Origin of the sequence: Kribbella sp. NPDC003557, assembly GCF_040610805.1 — a bacterium.
In the GTDB taxonomy this organism is placed as follows: Bacteria; Actinomycetota; Actinomycetes; order Propionibacteriales; family Kribbellaceae; genus Kribbella.
In genome coordinates this window covers 64,961-79,879 of sequence record NZ_JBEXMY010000013.1, presented here as the reverse complement: position 1 = coordinate 79,879, position 14,919 = coordinate 64,961, and the positions used below count along the sequence as shown (strand labels likewise).

General features: G+C 69.9%; 16 protein-coding genes. 13 read left to right on the top strand and 3 right to left on the bottom strand.

Annotation, left to right across the window (positions count from 1 at the left end; genetic code table 11):
* Positions 1–10: 10 nt before the first annotated feature.
* The 9 genes from ABZW60_RS38665 (at position 11) to ABZW60_RS38625 (ending at position 7,736) form a co-directional block, all read left to right on the top strand.
* Positions 11–244, top strand: a complete 234-nt coding sequence (locus ABZW60_RS38665; RefSeq protein ID WP_355485608.1) for a hypothetical protein — start codon at positions 11–13, stop codon at positions 242–244.
* Positions 245–246: 2 nt separating this feature from the next.
* Entirely contained in the window at positions 247–1,983 is a 1,737-nt protein-coding gene (frdA, locus tag ABZW60_RS38660; protein ID WP_355485606.1) for a fumarate reductase (quinol) flavoprotein subunit, read from the top strand.
* A gap of 2 nt (positions 1,984–1,985) precedes the next feature.
* Positions 1,986–2,744, top strand: coding sequence for a succinate dehydrogenase/fumarate reductase iron-sulfur subunit (locus ABZW60_RS38655; RefSeq protein ID WP_355485604.1), 759 nt, complete (start codon positions 1,986–1,988; stop codon positions 2,742–2,744).
* Positions 2,741–3,121: a fumarate reductase subunit C gene (locus tag ABZW60_RS38650; RefSeq protein ID WP_355485602.1), complete on the top strand. Its 381-nt coding sequence runs from the start codon at positions 2,741–2,743 to the stop codon at positions 3,119–3,121. Before ABZW60_RS38655 ends, ABZW60_RS38650 begins: the two co-directional genes overlap by 4 nt.
* Positions 3,118–3,468 (top strand): fumarate reductase subunit FrdD, encoded by a 351-nt coding sequence (frdD, locus tag ABZW60_RS38645; protein ID WP_355485600.1) that lies wholly within the window; start codon positions 3,118–3,120, stop codon positions 3,466–3,468. Before ABZW60_RS38650 ends, frdD begins: the two co-directional genes overlap by 4 nt.
* Positions 3,469–3,566: 98 nt before the next feature.
* The gene (locus ABZW60_RS38640) at positions 3,567–4,280 is read left to right on the top strand and encodes a hypothetical protein (protein ID WP_355485598.1); all 714 of its coding nucleotides are present in this window, start codon (positions 3,567–3,569) and stop codon (positions 4,278–4,280) included.
* Complete coding sequence (locus tag ABZW60_RS38635) at positions 4,277–5,263, top strand: hypothetical protein (RefSeq protein ID WP_355485596.1); 987 nt, start codon at positions 4,277–4,279, stop codon at positions 5,261–5,263. The genes ABZW60_RS38640 and ABZW60_RS38635 overlap by 4 nt, the downstream gene beginning before the upstream one ends.
* Positions 5,264–5,288: 25 nt before the next feature.
* The gene (gene cobF / locus ABZW60_RS38630) at positions 5,289–6,047 is read left to right on the top strand and encodes a precorrin-6A synthase (deacetylating) (RefSeq protein WP_355485595.1); all 759 of its coding nucleotides are present in this window, start codon (positions 5,289–5,291) and stop codon (positions 6,045–6,047) included.
* A 129-nt stretch (positions 6,048–6,176) separates the two neighbouring features.
* A complete protein-coding gene (locus ABZW60_RS38625; protein WP_355485593.1) occupies positions 6,177–7,736 on the top strand; it encodes a carboxylesterase family protein in 1,560 nt (519 codons plus the stop codon).
* Here ABZW60_RS38625 and ABZW60_RS38620 read toward each other — a convergent pair.
* The 3 genes from ABZW60_RS38620 to ABZW60_RS38610 form a co-directional block, all read right to left on the bottom strand.
* Positions 7,678–8,310: a TMEM175 family protein gene (locus tag ABZW60_RS38620; protein ID WP_355485591.1), complete on the bottom strand. Its 633-nt coding sequence runs from the start codon at positions 8,308–8,310 to the stop codon at positions 7,678–7,680. The two genes, ABZW60_RS38625 and ABZW60_RS38620, sit on opposite strands and share 59 nt — an antisense overlap.
* Entirely contained in the window at positions 8,288–9,742 is a 1,455-nt protein-coding gene (locus tag ABZW60_RS38615) for an MFS transporter (protein ID WP_355485589.1), read from the bottom strand. The genes ABZW60_RS38620 and ABZW60_RS38615 overlap by 23 nt, the downstream gene beginning before the upstream one ends.
* Before the next feature lie 76 nt (positions 9,743–9,818).
* The gene (locus tag ABZW60_RS38610) at positions 9,819–10,301 is read right to left on the bottom strand and encodes a MarR family transcriptional regulator (protein WP_355485587.1); all 483 of its coding nucleotides are present in this window, start codon (positions 10,299–10,301) and stop codon (positions 9,819–9,821) included.
* A gap of 144 nt (positions 10,302–10,445) precedes the next feature.
* Here ABZW60_RS38610 and ABZW60_RS38605 point away from each other — a divergent pair, with 144 nt between their 5' ends.
* Genes ABZW60_RS38605 through ABZW60_RS38590 form a run of 4 tightly spaced genes read left to right on the top strand, consistent with a single transcriptional unit; the run spans position 10,446 to position 14,860 of the window.
* Positions 10,446–11,612, top strand: coding sequence for an MFS transporter (locus ABZW60_RS38605; protein ID WP_355485585.1), 1,167 nt, complete (start codon positions 10,446–10,448; stop codon positions 11,610–11,612).
* 10 nt (positions 11,613–11,622) lie between these two features.
* Positions 11,623–12,711: a precorrin-3B synthase gene (locus tag ABZW60_RS38600; protein WP_355485584.1), complete on the top strand. Its 1,089-nt coding sequence runs from the start codon at positions 11,623–11,625 to the stop codon at positions 12,709–12,711.
* Entirely contained in the window at positions 12,708–13,337 is a 630-nt protein-coding gene (locus ABZW60_RS38595) for a precorrin-8X methylmutase (RefSeq protein WP_355485582.1), read from the top strand. The genes ABZW60_RS38600 and ABZW60_RS38595 overlap by 4 nt, the downstream gene beginning before the upstream one ends.
* Positions 13,334–14,860: a precorrin-2 C(20)-methyltransferase gene (locus ABZW60_RS38590; RefSeq protein WP_355485580.1), complete on the top strand. Its 1,527-nt coding sequence runs from the start codon at positions 13,334–13,336 to the stop codon at positions 14,858–14,860. Before ABZW60_RS38595 ends, ABZW60_RS38590 begins: the two co-directional genes overlap by 4 nt.
* Positions 14,861–14,919: the final 59 nt, after the last annotated feature.

Here is a 14,919-nt window from a genome sequence, read left to right as displayed (position 1 = left end):
AGGTGGGCGCATGACGGGGACCAAGACGCATCTCACCGGGGAGCGGGCGCCGTGCGGGCGGCTCGGGGATGCGGATCGAAGCCAGGAGGACGACTTCGAGGGCCTCCGGATCGACAACATGCTGTTCGCGTGCGGGTGCCGCCAGATGCGGCACGAGTTCCACGACGGCAGCGTCCGGATCCGGACCGTGCGGCACGACGGCAAGGTGCTGATGGACGAGCACAGCGGCGACCACGAAGCCTAGCCATGCCGGACTATCACGACGTCGTGGTGATCGGAGGCGGCGGCGCCGGGTTGAGAGCTGCCATCGCGGTGGCCGAGACCAACCCGGCGCTGCGGGTCGCGGTGATCTCGAAGGTCTACCCGATGCGCAGCCATACCGTGTCCGCCGAGGGCGGTGCCGCAGCCGTCGCCGGGCCGGACGACTCGCTGGACGAGCACGCGTACGACACCGTGTCGGGCAGCGACTGGCTGTGCGACCAGGACGCGGTGGAGGCGTTCGTCGCGGAGGCGCCGCGTGAGTTGCTGCGGCTCGAGCACTGGGGTTGTCCGTGGAGCCGGCAGCCGGACGGGAAGGTCGCCGTCCGCGCGTTCGGCGGCATGAAGAAGATGCGGACCTGGTTCGCGGCCGACCGGACCGGCTTCCACCTGCTGCACACGCTCTTCCAGACCGCGCTCTCGTACACCGACATCGTCCGGTACGACGAGTGGTACGTCACGAAGATCCTGGTCGACAACGGCCGCGCGTACGGCGTCGTCGCGATCGAACTGGCGACCGGGCGGATCGAGACGATCACCGCCAACGCCGTGATCGTCTGCACCGGCGGCTGCGGTCGGGTGTTCCCGTTCACGACGAACGCGAACATCAAGACCGGCGACGGGATGGCGCTCGCCTACCGGGCCGGCGCCGCGCTGAAGGACATGGAGTTCGTCCAGTACCACCCGACCGGGCTGCCGTTCACCGGCATCCTGATCACCGAGGCGGCCCGGGCCGAGGGCGGCTGGCTGCTCAACAAGGACGGCTACCGCTACCTGCAGGACTACGACCTCGGTACGCCGACACCGGAACCGGTGCTGCGCAACATGGAACTCGGGCCGCGCGACCGGCTCTCGCAGGCGTTCGTGCACGAGGTGGAGAAGGGCCGCACGATCGATACGCCGTACGGGCCGGTGGTCAACCTGGATCTGCGGCACCTGGGCGCGAAACTGATCGACGCGAAGCTGCCGTTCGTCCGCGAGCTGTGCTCGAAGTACCAGAACATCGATCCGGTGCACGAGCTCGTGCCGGTGCGGCCGGTCGTGCATTACATGATGGGAGGCGTCCACACGGATCTGCACGGCGCGACCTCACTCGACGGGCTGTACGCGGCCGGCGAGGTGGCCTGCGTCAGCATCAACGGTGCCAACCGGCTCGGCTCGAACTCACTGCCGGAGTGCCTGGTCTTCGGCAACCGCGCCGGGCGGGCCGCCGCGGTGTTCGCCGGGCGGTACCACCGCGCGATTCCTGCGTCGATCCTCGCCCAGGGCCGGGACGAGGAGCAGCGGCTGACAACGGAAGTCCGGCGGCGTACGGACGAGCGGATCGCGGACCTCCGGACCGAGATGCAGACCACGATGGAGAACGGCGCCGGGATCTACCGCGACGGCGACTCGCTCGCGAAGGCCGCGCACCAGCTGCAGGAGCTGCAACTGCGCTTCCGGCACGCGGGGATCGACGACCACAGCACGAACTTCAACACCGAGCTGATCGCCTGGCTCGAGCTCGGGTTCATGCTGGATGTTGCCGAGAGCATCATCGCCTGCGCGATCCGCCGGGAGGAGTCGCGCGGCGCGCACCAGCGCACCGACTTCCCGGCCCGCGACGACGAACGTTTCCTGACGCACTCGCTGGTCCGGCGCCAACCGGACGGAACCAGCCGCGTCACGTACCTCCCGGTGACGATTACCCGCTGGCCGCCGGGAGAACGGGTGTACGGGAGGTAGCGATGGCGGACGAGATCACTCTGGAGGTCGCGCGCTACCGGCCGGGCGTCGACACCGAGCCGGTGCTGCAGTCGTACCAGGTCCCGCTGCGGGAGCACTGGGCGATCCTGGACGGCCTCACCTACATCAAGGACCAGGTCGACGGCACGCTGTCGTTCCGGTGGTCGTGCCGGATGGGCATCTGCGGCAGCTGCGGTATGACGGTGAACGGCGAACCGCAGCTGAGTTGCGCCACGTTCCTCACCGACTATGCGCCGGGTCCGGTCCGGGTCGAGCCGTTGCGCAACTTCCCGGTGCTCCGCGACCTGGTCGTCGACATCGACGACTTCATGACCAAGCTGCCGACCGTGAAGCCCTGGATCGTCCGAGACGTGCAGAGCCCGGTCGAGCAGGGCGAGTACCTGCAGACGCCGGAGGAGCTGGACGAGTACAAGCAGTTCAGCATGTGTATCAACTGCATGCTGTGCTACTCGGCCTGCCCGGTCTACGCGTTGGACCAGGACTTCATCGGCCCGGCTGCGATCGCACTGGCGCAGCGCTACAACCTGGACTCGCGTGACGATGGTGCAGACGAGCGTCGCGCCGTGCTGACGTCGCCGGAGGGCATCTGGTCGTGCACCTTCGTCGGTGAGTGCAGTGCGGCCTGCCCGAAGGGCGTGGACCCTGCTGGCGCCATTCAGCGCTACAAGCTGACTGCGGCGACTCAGTCGATCAAAGAGCTGCTCATGCCTCGGTCGCTGAGTCATCGGAGCAAGGGATGACCGCCTACCAGCGCCCGGTCCAGTTGCTCTGGTGGCTGGAGCGCCGTTCATACCTGCTGTTCGTACTGCGGGAGCTCAGTAGCGTGTTCGTCGCTTGGTTCGTGGTGTACCTGCTGCTGCTCGTCAAAGCGATCAGCGACGGCGCTGCGTCGTACCAACGGTTCCTGGACTGGAGCGGGCAGTGGTGGGCGGTCGCGCTCAACTTGATCGCGCTGTTGTTCGTGCTGCTGCATGCAGTGACCTGGTTCGCACTGGCGCCGCGAGCCATGGTGATCAAGGTGCGCGGAAAGCGGCTCCCGCCTCAGCAGATCGTTGTCGCACACTACCTGGCCTGGCTGGTGCTGTCGGCCGTTGTCGCGTGGGTAGTGCTCCGATGAACCGCCGGCCGACGCCAGAACCGTTCCTGTGGATGCTGTTCAGCTCCGGCGGCATGGCGGCCGCGCTGATGGTGCCGATCCTGCTGTTCCTGTTCGGTATCGCGATCCCGCTCGAGCTGTGGTCACCGTCGCACGCGCACCTGCTCGCGGTTCTCCGGAACCCGATCACGCGACTCGTCCTGTTCGGGCTGTGCGTGCTGGCGTTGTTCCATTGGGCGCATCGCTTCCGGTACACGCTGTACGAGGGGCTGCAGCTCCGGCCGTACGCCGTACCGATCGTGACGTTCTGCTACGGCGGCGCGATCGTGGGTTCCGTCATTGCCGCTGCGGTGCTGCTGACGGTCTGACAAAGGCTGCGCTGGGGCCGACAGGGCGTTGACCCTGCGCCACGTTGCGCGCACTCTGAGGTTTGAGGGGCGAGTTTCCTCGGGCTGTGGGGGTTGCCATGCCGCGTCGACGCATTGCACTCGGCCTGCTGCTGGTCGTTGCGCTGCTGCCGGCCGGTTGCGGGTCGGACAGTACGGCGGGCGATTCGGGCACGTCGGGCTCCGGTCCGACTGCCGGCACCGGTGGAGACAGCAACGGTGGTGACGACGGCGGGGACAACGGCGGGGACAACGGTGGCGACAACGGTGGTGGGTCGTTGTCCTGGGTGCCGTTCGGGCCGAAGGATCCGCAGTCGCCGACGCCGACCTGGTCGGCGTACAACTATCTTGCCGACGGCAAGTGCGCGGACCTGGCGGGCGAGGTCGCGAACCTGACGGCCGACCAGGGCGGTGACTTCGGGAAGGCGATGGTCGCGCTCTGCCAGGCCGCGGTCAAAGGACAGTCGAAGCAGTGGGCCGTGGTCCAGGCCAACCAGAACGCCGAGACCGGTGCCCTCAACCACGACTGCCTGACGCCCCTGGTCAAGGATCTGATGGAGCGCGGCCTGGCCTGGCGCCGTGCCCATCCCGGCGCAGTACCGAGGGTGCGCTTCCAGCGGGTGACGACGGGCTCGGGCGAGACCGAGTGCGGCCACGCCGCGAACCAGGAGAACGGCGAACAAACCACCGAACCCACCGACGAACCGACCGAGCAGCCCACAGAGGAGACCCCACCGACCGAGAACCCGTCCGAATCGTCGTCACCTGACGCGGCCCCCACCCCAGACGAATGACCACCCCGACCGGCCGGCCGCCCGTACCGCCATCCACCAGCGAACCGCAGCCCAACGGTCGGACCAGCGAGCCGCCGACCACAGAACGCCGCGCCGCCGAACCGGCGAGTGACGAGGCGACGGGTGGCCAGTCGGCCTTGCGGGCTGTGGTTTCGGTGCTCACCACCTTGGGGCCGCCGCTGACGATCGCCACCGCGCTGATGATCTACTTCGGCTGGGCGCGCTCGGATACGCAGGCCCGGGCGATGGGGCTCGACGTCAGCCTGTTCGGCTACACGACGCGCGACTACGTGATGAACAGCATCAGCACCCTGTACCTGCCGCTCCTCGTCCTTGCCGGCCTCACGCTCGCTTGTCTCGCCGTACACCTCCGGATCGACGCGGCACTCCGCCGTCCCGAGGCTCGTCCGGCACTGCGGAAGGCGGGGCGGATCGCCCTGCTGGCGGGCCTCGGCGCGGTGGCGGCCGCGGTCGTCGCAGCCTCGGTGGCCGGGGACGCGGTCGACCTGGCCGCTCCCCTGATCGTTGCTGCAGGCACCGTTGTCGCGGCGTACGGCGCCCGGCTGCGGACGGCCGCGAGCGACAAGTCCGCAGCGGCTCAACGCGGGGCGCTGCCCGTCTGGTACCGGGCGTTCCGGCTGCTGCTCATCGGCGCTGTCGTCACGGCCGCGCTGTTCTGGGCGGTGTCGGACTATGCGACCGCGGTCGGCCGTGGGTACGCGCGTCAACTGCAGGACAACGTTCGGTACCTCCCGCGAGCCACTGTGTTCAGCAGCACACCACTCGGACTCGAGGCGCCCGGAGTCGTCGAGGAACCGATCGTCGAGGGCGGTAGGACCGTGCACTACCGCACCACCGGGCTGCGTCTGCTGGTTGTTTCCGGCGGGCGGGCGTTCCTGCTGCCCAACGGGTGGCGGGCTGGGTCCGGCACGGTCGTGGTCCTTCCTGACAACGATGAGATCCGCTGGCAGTTCTCCCGCTGAGGGCGGCCTCCTCTACGCTGCGGGCATGCGCGAGATTGTGGTGATCGGGGTCGGTGCGGGCGATCCGGAGCAGGTGACGATGCAGGCCGTGTCGGCGCTGAACCGGGTCGACGTGTTCTTCGTGCTCGACAAGGGCGAGGTCAAGCAGGAGCTGGTCGACCTGCGGTCGGAGATCCTGCGCCGGTACGCGACGAGCAAGGACTACCGCGTCGTCGTCGGCCGGGACCCGGAGCGCGACCGCACCACCCCGGCGTACGTCGAGGCCGTCGACGACTGGCGGCGGCGCCGCGCCGACGTCTGCGCGGACCTGATCGCGACCGAGCTGGGCGAGGACCAGGTCGGCGCGTTCCTGGTGTGGGGCGACCCCTCGCTGTACGACAGTACGCTGGCGATCCTGGACGACCTCCAGGCGCGCGGCGAGCTCGCGTTCTCGATCGAGGTGATTCCCGGGATCAGCAGCGTGTCGACCCTGGCCGCGCGGCACCGGGTCGGGCTGAACCAGGTCGGCCGGCCGATCCAGATCACCACCGGCCGCCGCCTCGCGAAGGAGTGGCCGGACGGGGTCGACGACGTCGTGGTGATGCTCGACGCGCAGACCGCGTTCACCGAGCACGTCGACCAGGACGCCGACATCTACTGGGGCGCCTACCTCGGCACCCCGGACGAGCTCCTGATCTCGGGTCCGCTGCGCGAGGTCGCCCCCGAGATCGAGAAGGTCCGCGCCGAGGCGCGGGACCGCAAGGGCTGGATCATGGACACCTACCTGCTCCGGCGTCACAGCTAGGCACAGGTAGGCACAGGTAGGCACAGGTAGGCACAGGTAGGCACAGGTAGGCACGGCTAGACCAAAGTCTTAGTGGCTTTGGCCGTCGGGCCGAAGTGCTGGGGGCGTCTGCCGGCGGAGGGTGCCGGTATGACGAAGAAGAGGATGTTGGCGATGGTGGCGGCGGCCGGGCTGGCCGCAGCCGGGGCGCTGGTGAGTGGCGCCGGGGTCAGCGACGCGGCCGAGCACGTCGTACGGACCGATGCGGGGCGGGTGGCCGCGCGGTCGGTCGGGGACGCGCTGGTGTACGACGGGATCCCGTACGCCGCGCCGCCGACAGGCGCGTTGCGGTGGAAGGCACCGCAACCGGCAAAGCCGTGGAGCGGGGTGCGCGAGTCGAAGGTGGGCAGTGTCTGCGCACAGCAGCCGAACTCGGAGGCGCCGGACGGTTCGGTGGCCGAGGACTGCCTGTACCTGAACGTGACGACCCCCGCCGCGTCGTCCCCGAAACCCCGCGCCGTCGTGGTGTGGATCCCCGGCGGCGGCTTCTTCTCCGGCGCCGGCAGCAGCTACGAGGCGTCGAAGTTCGCCGCCCGCGGCGACGTGGTCGTCGTCACGGTCAACTACCGCCTGGGCATCTTCGGCTTCTTCGGCTACCCGGGCCTGCCAGGCTCCGGCACCTTCGGTCTGCAGGACCAGCAGGCGGCGCTGCGCTGGGTGCAGCGCAATGCCGGCGCGTTCGGCGGCGACCCGCGCAACGTCACGGTGGCGGGCGAGTCCGCCGGCGGGATGAGCGTGTGCGCGCAGCTGACCTCGCCGACGGCGTCCGGCCTGTTCGCGAAGGCAATCATGCAGAGCGGCTCCTGTGCGTTCGACTGGGCCGACAACAGCCAGTACCCCGGCCAGAGCGCGGACTCCCCGTGGGTCCCGGTCAGCCGGACGCAGGCGAACGGCAAGGAGTGGGCCGCCGGCAAGCACTGCACCACGATCGAGTGCCTGCGCGGTCTGAAGGCCGACGTCCTGGTCGACGACCTGCTGCAGTTCACGCAGATCGGGTACGGCGGGAGCCCCGTCGTACCGCTCAGCCCTGCGAAGGCGATGCGGGCCGGGCTGTTCCACCGGGTGCCGATCATCTCCGGCAACAATCACGACGAGGCCAACGCCTGGCTGTCCGCGTTCGGGGACATCAAGGATTACCCGGCGCTGGTGCGGAACATGGTCGGCGCTCAGAAGGCGCCGCAGGTCCTGCGGCACTACCCGCAGGCCCGCTACGAGTCGCCGGCCGCGGCGTGGGGCGCTGTGACGACGGACCGGATCTGGTCGTGCACACAGGTCGCGACAGACCAGCAGGCTGCGCGCAAGGTACCGGTGTACGCGTACGAGTTCGCTGACAAGCACTCGCCGATCGCAGCGCCCGGGCTGGGAGCCGCACACGCCATGGAACTGCCCTACTTGTTCCGGCTCGGTGGATACGACTTCCCGATGTCGGAGACGCAGCAGAAGCTGTCGACCCGGATGATCGACTACTGGACAGCGTTCGCCCGGACCGGCGACCCGAACGGCCCCGACCGCCCGCAGTGGTCACCGACCGGCGTACGGACGGTCAACGGGCTGTCGCTGGCGCCGACGGACCAGGGCGGCATCCGGCGCGTCAATCTGACGGCTGGGCACCAGTGCGGGTTCTGGAGCGGGCTTTCCACGCACGCCTGAAGATCGGCGACAGCAGGAGCAGGAGCATCGCGTAGAAGTTCACGCCTGGCACCAGGGACGCCAGGAGGAAGGCAACCAGGGTCAACCCGGTCAGCAGCAGGGAGCCGACGAGCTCCCGCTGCCGGACCGGGTTGTCCGGCTTCTCCAGTTCGCTGTGCCCGTGGACCATCCAGGTGAGCGCGGTCTGGCAGATGCTGAGCGCCAGAATCGTGCCGGTGTACAGCCCGGCGGTGAACCGGTCGCTGTCGAAGGCGCCGATGATCTCGGTCGGGAACGGCAGGACGACGATCGTGAGCAGCCAGAGCAGGTTCAGCCGCATCATGGCCGGCGTGTACGCGCGGACATGCTCGAACACCCGGTGGTGCCCCAGCCAGAAGTTCGCGATCACCACGAAACTCAGCAGGAACGTGAAGATCTCCTGGCGGTGCTCACTGATCACGCTGACCGCGTCGCCGCCGTCCGCCCGCACCTCGGGCACCAGGTCGACCAGTGGCAGCACCAGCAACGTGATGGCGATGGCGACGACCGCGTCGGTGAACAGGACCAGCCGGTCAGGGTCTCTCGGCGTACTCACGGCCGCCAAGACTAGCCGTGCCGCGGAGCAGGCTGATCGACAGCAAGGCCGCTGCCAGGACGAAACCGGCTGCCGCGAGCCAGGCGGCACCGTAGCCGTCGCGCAGTGCCAGCAGGTTGCCGGCGCCGTCGCTGAGGCGGTTGGAGGTCGTGGAAGCGGCCAGCGTGGCCAGTACGGCGGTGCCGACGGCGGCACCGGCCTGCTGAGCCGTGTTGTTGAGGCCTGAGGCCAGTCCGGCGTCGGTGGCGTCCGCGCCGGACATGGCCAGCATGATCGCCGCCGGGATCGCCACACCGATGCCGGCGCCCATCACGGCCAGCACCGGGCCGACATCGACGACGTACGAGCCGTCGACCGGAGCCCGGCTGATCCAGAGCAGCGCCAGCAGGAAGACGACCAGTCCGGCGACCAGCATCTTGCGCGGACCGAAGCGGACGGTGAGGCGGGGCGCCAGGGACAGCGACATCAGCGCGTTCATGATCGGCGCCGGCAGGAAGGCGAGGCCGGTGGTCAGCGAGTCGTAGCCAAGGACGCGCTGCACGTACAGCGCGGTCGTGAACTGGAAGCCGAAACCGGCCGCGAAGAGCAGGACGACCACACCGTTCGCCACGCTGAGCTGGCGGCGACGGAAGATGCGCAGGGCAAGCAACGGGTGCTTGATGCGTGCCTGCCGCACGACGAACGCGGCCAGCAGGAGCAACGCGGCACCTGCCTGCAGGAGCGTACGGCTGAGAGTCGCGTGCGGCTCCGCCGTCTGGACGATCGTGTAGACCGCGAGTGACAGTCCGGAGGTCACCAGTACGGCGCCGACGATGTCCGCACCGTCGGCGAGGCCCAGACCGGGCCGATGAGCCAGCAGCCGTACGGCGAACACCAGCGAGACCACGCCGATCGGGACGTTGATCAGGAACGCCCAGTGCCAGCCGACGGTCTGGGTGATCACACCACCGAAGATGAGCCCGATCGACGCGCCACTGGCTGCCGTGAAGCTGTAGACGCCCATCGCCCGCGCCTGCTCACCGGGAGCCGGATAAAGGCTCACGATCATGCCGAGGATCACCGCCGACGCCAGTGCGCCGCCGACACCCTGGAGGAAGCGTCCGGCGATCAGGATCTCCGCGTTCCCCGCCACGCCGCACAGCAGCGAGGCCGCGGTGAACAACGCGAGCCCCGCGACGAACACCTGCTTGCTCCCGATCAGGTCCCCGATCCGCCCGGCCAGCAGGAGCAGACCGGCGAACGCGATCAGGTACGCGTTCATCACCCAGGCCAGCCCGGCCTGCGAGAACCCCAGATCGCCCTGGATCGTGGGCAGCGCCACGGTCACCACGGTCCCGTCGAGGATGATCATCAACTGCATCACACACAGCACGACCAGGGCCTGGGTCCGTCCCCGCACCCGCCCGGCCGGCTGCACAGATTCCACCGCCACAGCACTCTCCCGTCTCGATGCCAACAGGAGAGACCATAACAGATAGTCCCGTAACAGACGATCTTTTATGGGATGACTATGCGGTGCGTTGCCGGGAGCGCCGGACGGGCTGAGCGGTGACCGGGGTGGCCAGCGGGCCGTCGACCAGGGTGGTGATGGACTCGACGAAGGTCTTGCGGTGCGCGGCGGTCAGGGCCTCGAGAGCCTCGGCGTGGACGCGGTCGACGATCTGCTGCCCCTCGGCGGCGATCGCGGCGCCGGCCTCGGTGACGGCGATGATGCGGGCGCGGCGGTCGGTCGCGGACGGCTTGCGTTCGGCGTACCCGGCCTTCTCGAGGGCGTCGACGGTGACGACCATCGTGGTCTTGTCCAGGTACGCCAGCTCGGCGATCTGGATCTGGGTGCGTTCGGCCTCCAGCGCGTGCCGCAGCACGCACTGCATCCGCAGCGTCAGGCCGATCTCCGCCAGCGCCGCGGACAACTGGGTCTCCAGGACGTGACCCGCGTGCGTGAGGTAGCCGGTCAGGTCGGGGACGGTACGTTCCGGAAGCTGCGCCATCCTTCGAGGTTAGCTCGGATCATCCGCCCGGAGATCATCCCGAGCCGGATCATCGAGCGCGGAAATGCGACGGCGTGCTCGCTGCCGACCGCGCTGTCGCGAAACCGCGAGCGGCCCGCTGCCGCGGCCAGTTGCCTGGGACGCATGACTGTTCTGACAACCCGGTCGTCGCCGCGGGCGATCCAGTGGTTCGGCGTCGGCGCGCTGACCCTCGGGATCTTCGCGATCGTCACCACCGAGATCCTCCCGATCGGCCTGCTCACCCCGATCGGCGCCGACTTCGCGCTGACACCCGGCCGCACCGGCTTGCTGATGACGATGCCGGGCCTGGTCGCGGCCGTTGCCGCGCCGGTCGTGACGCTCGCGACGGCACGGCTGGACCGGCGTCTGATGCTCTGCGCCCTCATGGTCCTGCTCGCCGTCTCCGGCCTCGTCGCCGCCACCGCACCGGTCTTCTGGCTCGAACTGGTGGCCAGGTTCCTCGTCGGCCTGACCATCGGCGGCTTCTGGTCCATCGGCGCCGGTCTCGCCGGACGGCTCGTCCCGGAGCGATGGGCGGCGCGGGCCACCGCTGTCATCTTCTCCGCGGTCCCGCTCGGCTCGGTGCTCGGCGTACCGGCGGGAACGTTCGTCGGCGAGCTCGCCGGCTGGCGTACCTCGTTCGCTGCGCTCGGCGTACTGGCAGTGCTCGCCCTGGTCGCACTGCGCACCACGGTGCCGCGCCTCCCGCCCCTGCAGGTCACGAAGCCGGCCGTGCTCGCCGCGGCCCTCCGCCGGAGCCGGACCCCTCTGATCGTCACCTCTCTGATCGTCACGGCACATTTCGCGACCTACACCTACGTCACACCGTTCCTGCGCGAGGTCGTGCGTCCGGAGCTGATCGGCCTGTTCCTGCTCGTCTACGGCGCGGCCGGTCTGGTGGGCAACCTCGTCGCCGGACCGACGGCACATCGCCGCAGCACGTTCGTCACCTGTGCCGCACTCATCGCCACAGCCACACTCCTGATGCCCGTGATCGGGCGCAGCACCGCGGGAGCGCTCGTGCTGCTCGTCGTGTGGGGGCTCGGGTACGGCGGCGTGCCCGTCTGCTCGATGAGCATGTTCGCGCAGGCCGCGCCGGAGTCGCGGGAGGCGGCGACCGTGTGGTTCACCTCGTCGTTCCAGGCGGTGCTCTCGATCGGCGCGCTCCTCGGCGGGCTGGTGGTGGACGCGTGGTCGGTCCCGGTCGCGATGACGGCCGGAGGCGTGTGTGCGCTTGCGGCGGTCGGGTTCCTGCTGTGGGCCAGAACACACGAGGTTTCGGGCACGTAGCATCACCGCTGTGGCGAGGACTGAAGGCGATCGGTGCCCTGGTGTGCTGGCAGTGCACCAGGCGGCTGACGGCGGTCTCGCACGCGTACGAATTCCCGGCGGGCGCCTGACGGCCGAGCAGGTCGACGTACTGCGTCTTGCTGCGGCCGAGCTGGGTGACGGCCGGCTGGAGCTGACGTCGCGGGGCAACCTACAGATCCGCGGACTGCGAGCCGACGGGCCGCGGCAACTGTCGGACCGGCTGTACGCCGCCGGACTGCTGCCGTCGATCGCGCATGAGCGCGTGCGGAACATCCTGGCCTCACCGCTGTCCGGTCTGGACCAGCAGTCGAGGTACGACGTCCTCCCCGTGGCGGCTGCCCTGGACCGGGCACTGTGTGACCGCCCTGCGCTGGCTGACCTGCCGGGACGCTTCTTGTTCGCCCTGGACGACGGGCGCGGCGATCTGGCCGAGCTGCACGCAGATGTTGCGGTACGGGCAGTGGACGAGCGGACGGCGTTGCTGAGCCTCGGGCCTCGTGGTGCGCGTGTGGGGTGGAGTGAGGTGCCGGAGCTGATGCTGGCTGCGGCCGAGGCCTTCCTCGACGTACGTGACCAGGAATGGCGGATCGCCGAGGTCGCCGGTGGTGCGGAGCGCGTGCTCGAGCGGCTAGGGCTGCGGGCGGACGAGGCCCTGCCGACAGAGACGACGCGGGTCACAGCGGGTCGGAACGGTGCCGCATTTGTTGTGACCGTGCCCCTCGGCAGCCTGACGCAGGAGCAGTCTGCTGCGCTGGCCGAGTCGGGCGATGAGGTCCGCATCACGCCGTGGCGGTCTGTCGTTGTGCCGGTCGGCGCTGCAGGGTTGGAGGACGTCGGCCTGATCACCTCACCGGACTCGGTCTGGGAAGGTGTCACGGCCTGCACAGGGAAGCCCGGGTGCGCGAAGGCTCTGGCCGATGTCCGCGCGGACGCCGGCCGGCTGGTCCCGGGGATGCGCAGGGACGACCGGCGGGTGCACTGGTCGGGCTGCGAGCGGCGGTGCGGGAAGCCGAGCGGTGTGTTTGTGGATGTTCTTGCTGTCGGTGACGGATATCTGGTGGACGGGAAACGGGTGTGAGTTACGAGTACGAGCGGGACGGCGCGGAGATCTACCGGCGGTCGTTCGCGACGATCCGCGCCGAGGCGGCGCTCGACGGGCTGCCGGCCGACGTGGCGCAGGTCGCCGTACGGATGATTCACGCGTGCGGGATGACCGACCTGGTCGCGGATATCGCCTGGTCGCCGAACGTCGTGAAGAACGCCCGGGCCGCGCTGCAGAGCGGAGCGCCGGTCCTGTGCGACGCGCAGATGGTCGCGGCCGGCATCACCCGGCGCCGGCTCCCGGCGGACAACGAGGTGATCTGCACGCTGCAGGACCCGCGGACCGCGGACCTCGCCCAGCAGCTCGGTACGACGCGCAGCGCGGCCGCGGTCGACCTGTGGCTGGACCGGCTCGACGGCGCGGTTGTTGCTGTCGGCAACGCACCGACCACACTCTTCCGGCTGCTGGAGGTGATCGCGGCCGGGGGTCCGCGGCCGGCGGCGGTGCTGGGCATCCCGGTCGGCTTCATCGGCGCGGCCGAGTCCAAGGAGGCACTGGCGGCGAACGAACTCGGGCTCGAGTACCTCGTGGTGCGGGGCCGCCGGGGCGGCAGCGCGATCACCGCGGCGGCCGTCAACGCGATCGCGAGTGAGGCCGAATGAGCGGGCGGTTGTGGGGTGTCGGGCTGGGGCCCGGCGACTCCGAGCTGGTGACGGTGAAGGCGGCCCGGCTGATCGGGGCCGCCGACGTGATCGCGTTCCACAGCGCACGGCACGGGCGGAGCATCGCGCGGGCGGTCGCCGCGCCGTACCTGACGCCGGGGCAGATCGAGGAGCATCTCGTCTACCCGCTCACCACCGAGACGACCGACCACCCGGGTGGCTACCAGGGCGCGATGGACGACTTCTACGCCGAGTGCGCCGCCCGGCTCGCCGCGCATCTGGACGCGGGCCGTGACGTGGTCGTGCTCGCGGAGGGCGACCCGCTGTTCTACGGCTCCTACATGCACATGCACAAACGGCTCGCGGACCGCTATCCGTGCGAGGTGGTCCCCGGTGTGACCTCGGTCAGCGCCGCGGCCGCGGTCCTCGGACGCCCGCTGTGCGAGCGCGACGAGATCCTCACCGTCCTGCCGGGCACGCTGCCGCCGGACGTCCTGGCGGACCGGCTCCGCTCCACCGACGCCGCGGCCGTGATGAAGCTCGGCCGCACGTTCGCGAACGTGCGGGAGGCGTTCGAGCTGGCCGGCCGCGCCGACGAGGCCTGGTACGTCGAACGCGCGACCACCGACGCGCAGCGCACCGCGCCGCTCGGCCAGGTCGACCCGGACGAGGTGCCGTACTTCTCCCTCGCCCTGCTCCCGAGCCCGATCAACAACACGTTCACTCCCCCGGAGACCAAGACGGCTGCCGAAGGCTCCGTCACGGTGGTCGGTCTCGGACCGGCCGGTCCGGACTGGATGACGCCCGAGGCCCGCGCCGCGATCGCGGGCGCGGACGACGTGATCGGCTACACGACGTACGTCGACCGCCTGCCGGACCGGGCCCGGCAGCGCAAGCACGGCTCGGACAACCGCGTCGAGTCCGAGCGGGCCGCGTTCGCGCTCGACCTGGCCCGCAAGGGCTCCACGGTCGTCGTGGTCTCGTCCGGCGACCCGGGCGTGTTCGCGATGGCCAGCGCGGTCACCGAGGTGGCGGCGGAGCCGGAGTACGCCGACATCGCCGTCCGGGTGCTGCCCGGCATGACCGCCGCGCAGGCGGTCGCCAGCCGGGTCGGTGCGCCACTGGGGCACGACTACTGCGTGTTGTCGCTGTCGGACCGGCTCAAGCCGTGGGACGTGATCGCCCAGCGCCTGAGCGCGGCAGCACAGGCCGACCTGGCGATCGCGATCTACAACCCCGCCTCCAAGACCCGTACGTGGCAGGTGGCGGCGACGCGGGACCTCCTGCTCGACCACCGGTCCCCCGAGACGCCGGTGGTGGTCGGACGCGATGTCGGCGGTCCGGAAGAGGCGATCACTGTGACAACGCTGGCGGAACTCGACCCTCAAACGGTTGACATGCGGTGTCTGCTCCTGGTCGGGTCGTCACAGACGCGTACCGTGCCCCGCCCGGCCGGCTCGCTGGTCTTCACTCCGCGCCGATACCCGGCGACAGGCAGTGACAGCACACCAGGAGTCGGTTAAATCCGCACTCCGGCCGTGTCAGGCGCGGTGCGGGCGGGTAGGGACCGCCCGAAGCCGAC

Coding starts and splice junctions, on each gene's coding strand:
- frdD (WP_355485600.1), top strand. CDS start 3,118: ATGAACCGCCGGCCGACGCCAGAACCGTTCCTGTGGATGCTGTTCAGC.
- ABZW60_RS38640 (WP_355485598.1), top strand. CDS start 3,567: ATGCCGCGTCGACGCATTGCACTCGGCCTGCTGCTGGTCGTTGCGCTG.
- ABZW60_RS38665 (WP_355485608.1), top strand. CDS start 11: ATGACGGGGACCAAGACGCATCTCACCGGGGAGCGGGCGCCGTGCGGG.
- frdA (WP_355485606.1), top strand. CDS start 247: ATGCCGGACTATCACGACGTCGTGGTGATCGGAGGCGGCGGCGCCGGG.
- ABZW60_RS38605 (WP_355485585.1), top strand. CDS start 10,446: ATGACTGTTCTGACAACCCGGTCGTCGCCGCGGGCGATCCAGTGGTTC.
- ABZW60_RS38635 (WP_355485596.1), top strand. CDS start 4,277: ATGACCACCCCGACCGGCCGGCCGCCCGTACCGCCATCCACCAGCGAA.
- ABZW60_RS38650 (WP_355485602.1), top strand. CDS start 2,741: ATGACCGCCTACCAGCGCCCGGTCCAGTTGCTCTGGTGGCTGGAGCGC.
- ABZW60_RS38590 (WP_355485580.1), top strand. CDS start 13,334: ATGAGCGGGCGGTTGTGGGGTGTCGGGCTGGGGCCCGGCGACTCCGAG.
- cobF (WP_355485595.1), top strand. CDS start 5,289: ATGCGCGAGATTGTGGTGATCGGGGTCGGTGCGGGCGATCCGGAGCAG.
- ABZW60_RS38655 (WP_355485604.1), top strand. CDS start 1,986: ATGGCGGACGAGATCACTCTGGAGGTCGCGCGCTACCGGCCGGGCGTC.
- ABZW60_RS38610 (WP_355485587.1), bottom strand. CDS start 10,301: ATGGCGCAGCTTCCGGAACGTACCGTCCCCGACCTGACCGGCTACCTC.
- ABZW60_RS38625 (WP_355485593.1), top strand. CDS start 6,177: ATGACGAAGAAGAGGATGTTGGCGATGGTGGCGGCGGCCGGGCTGGCC.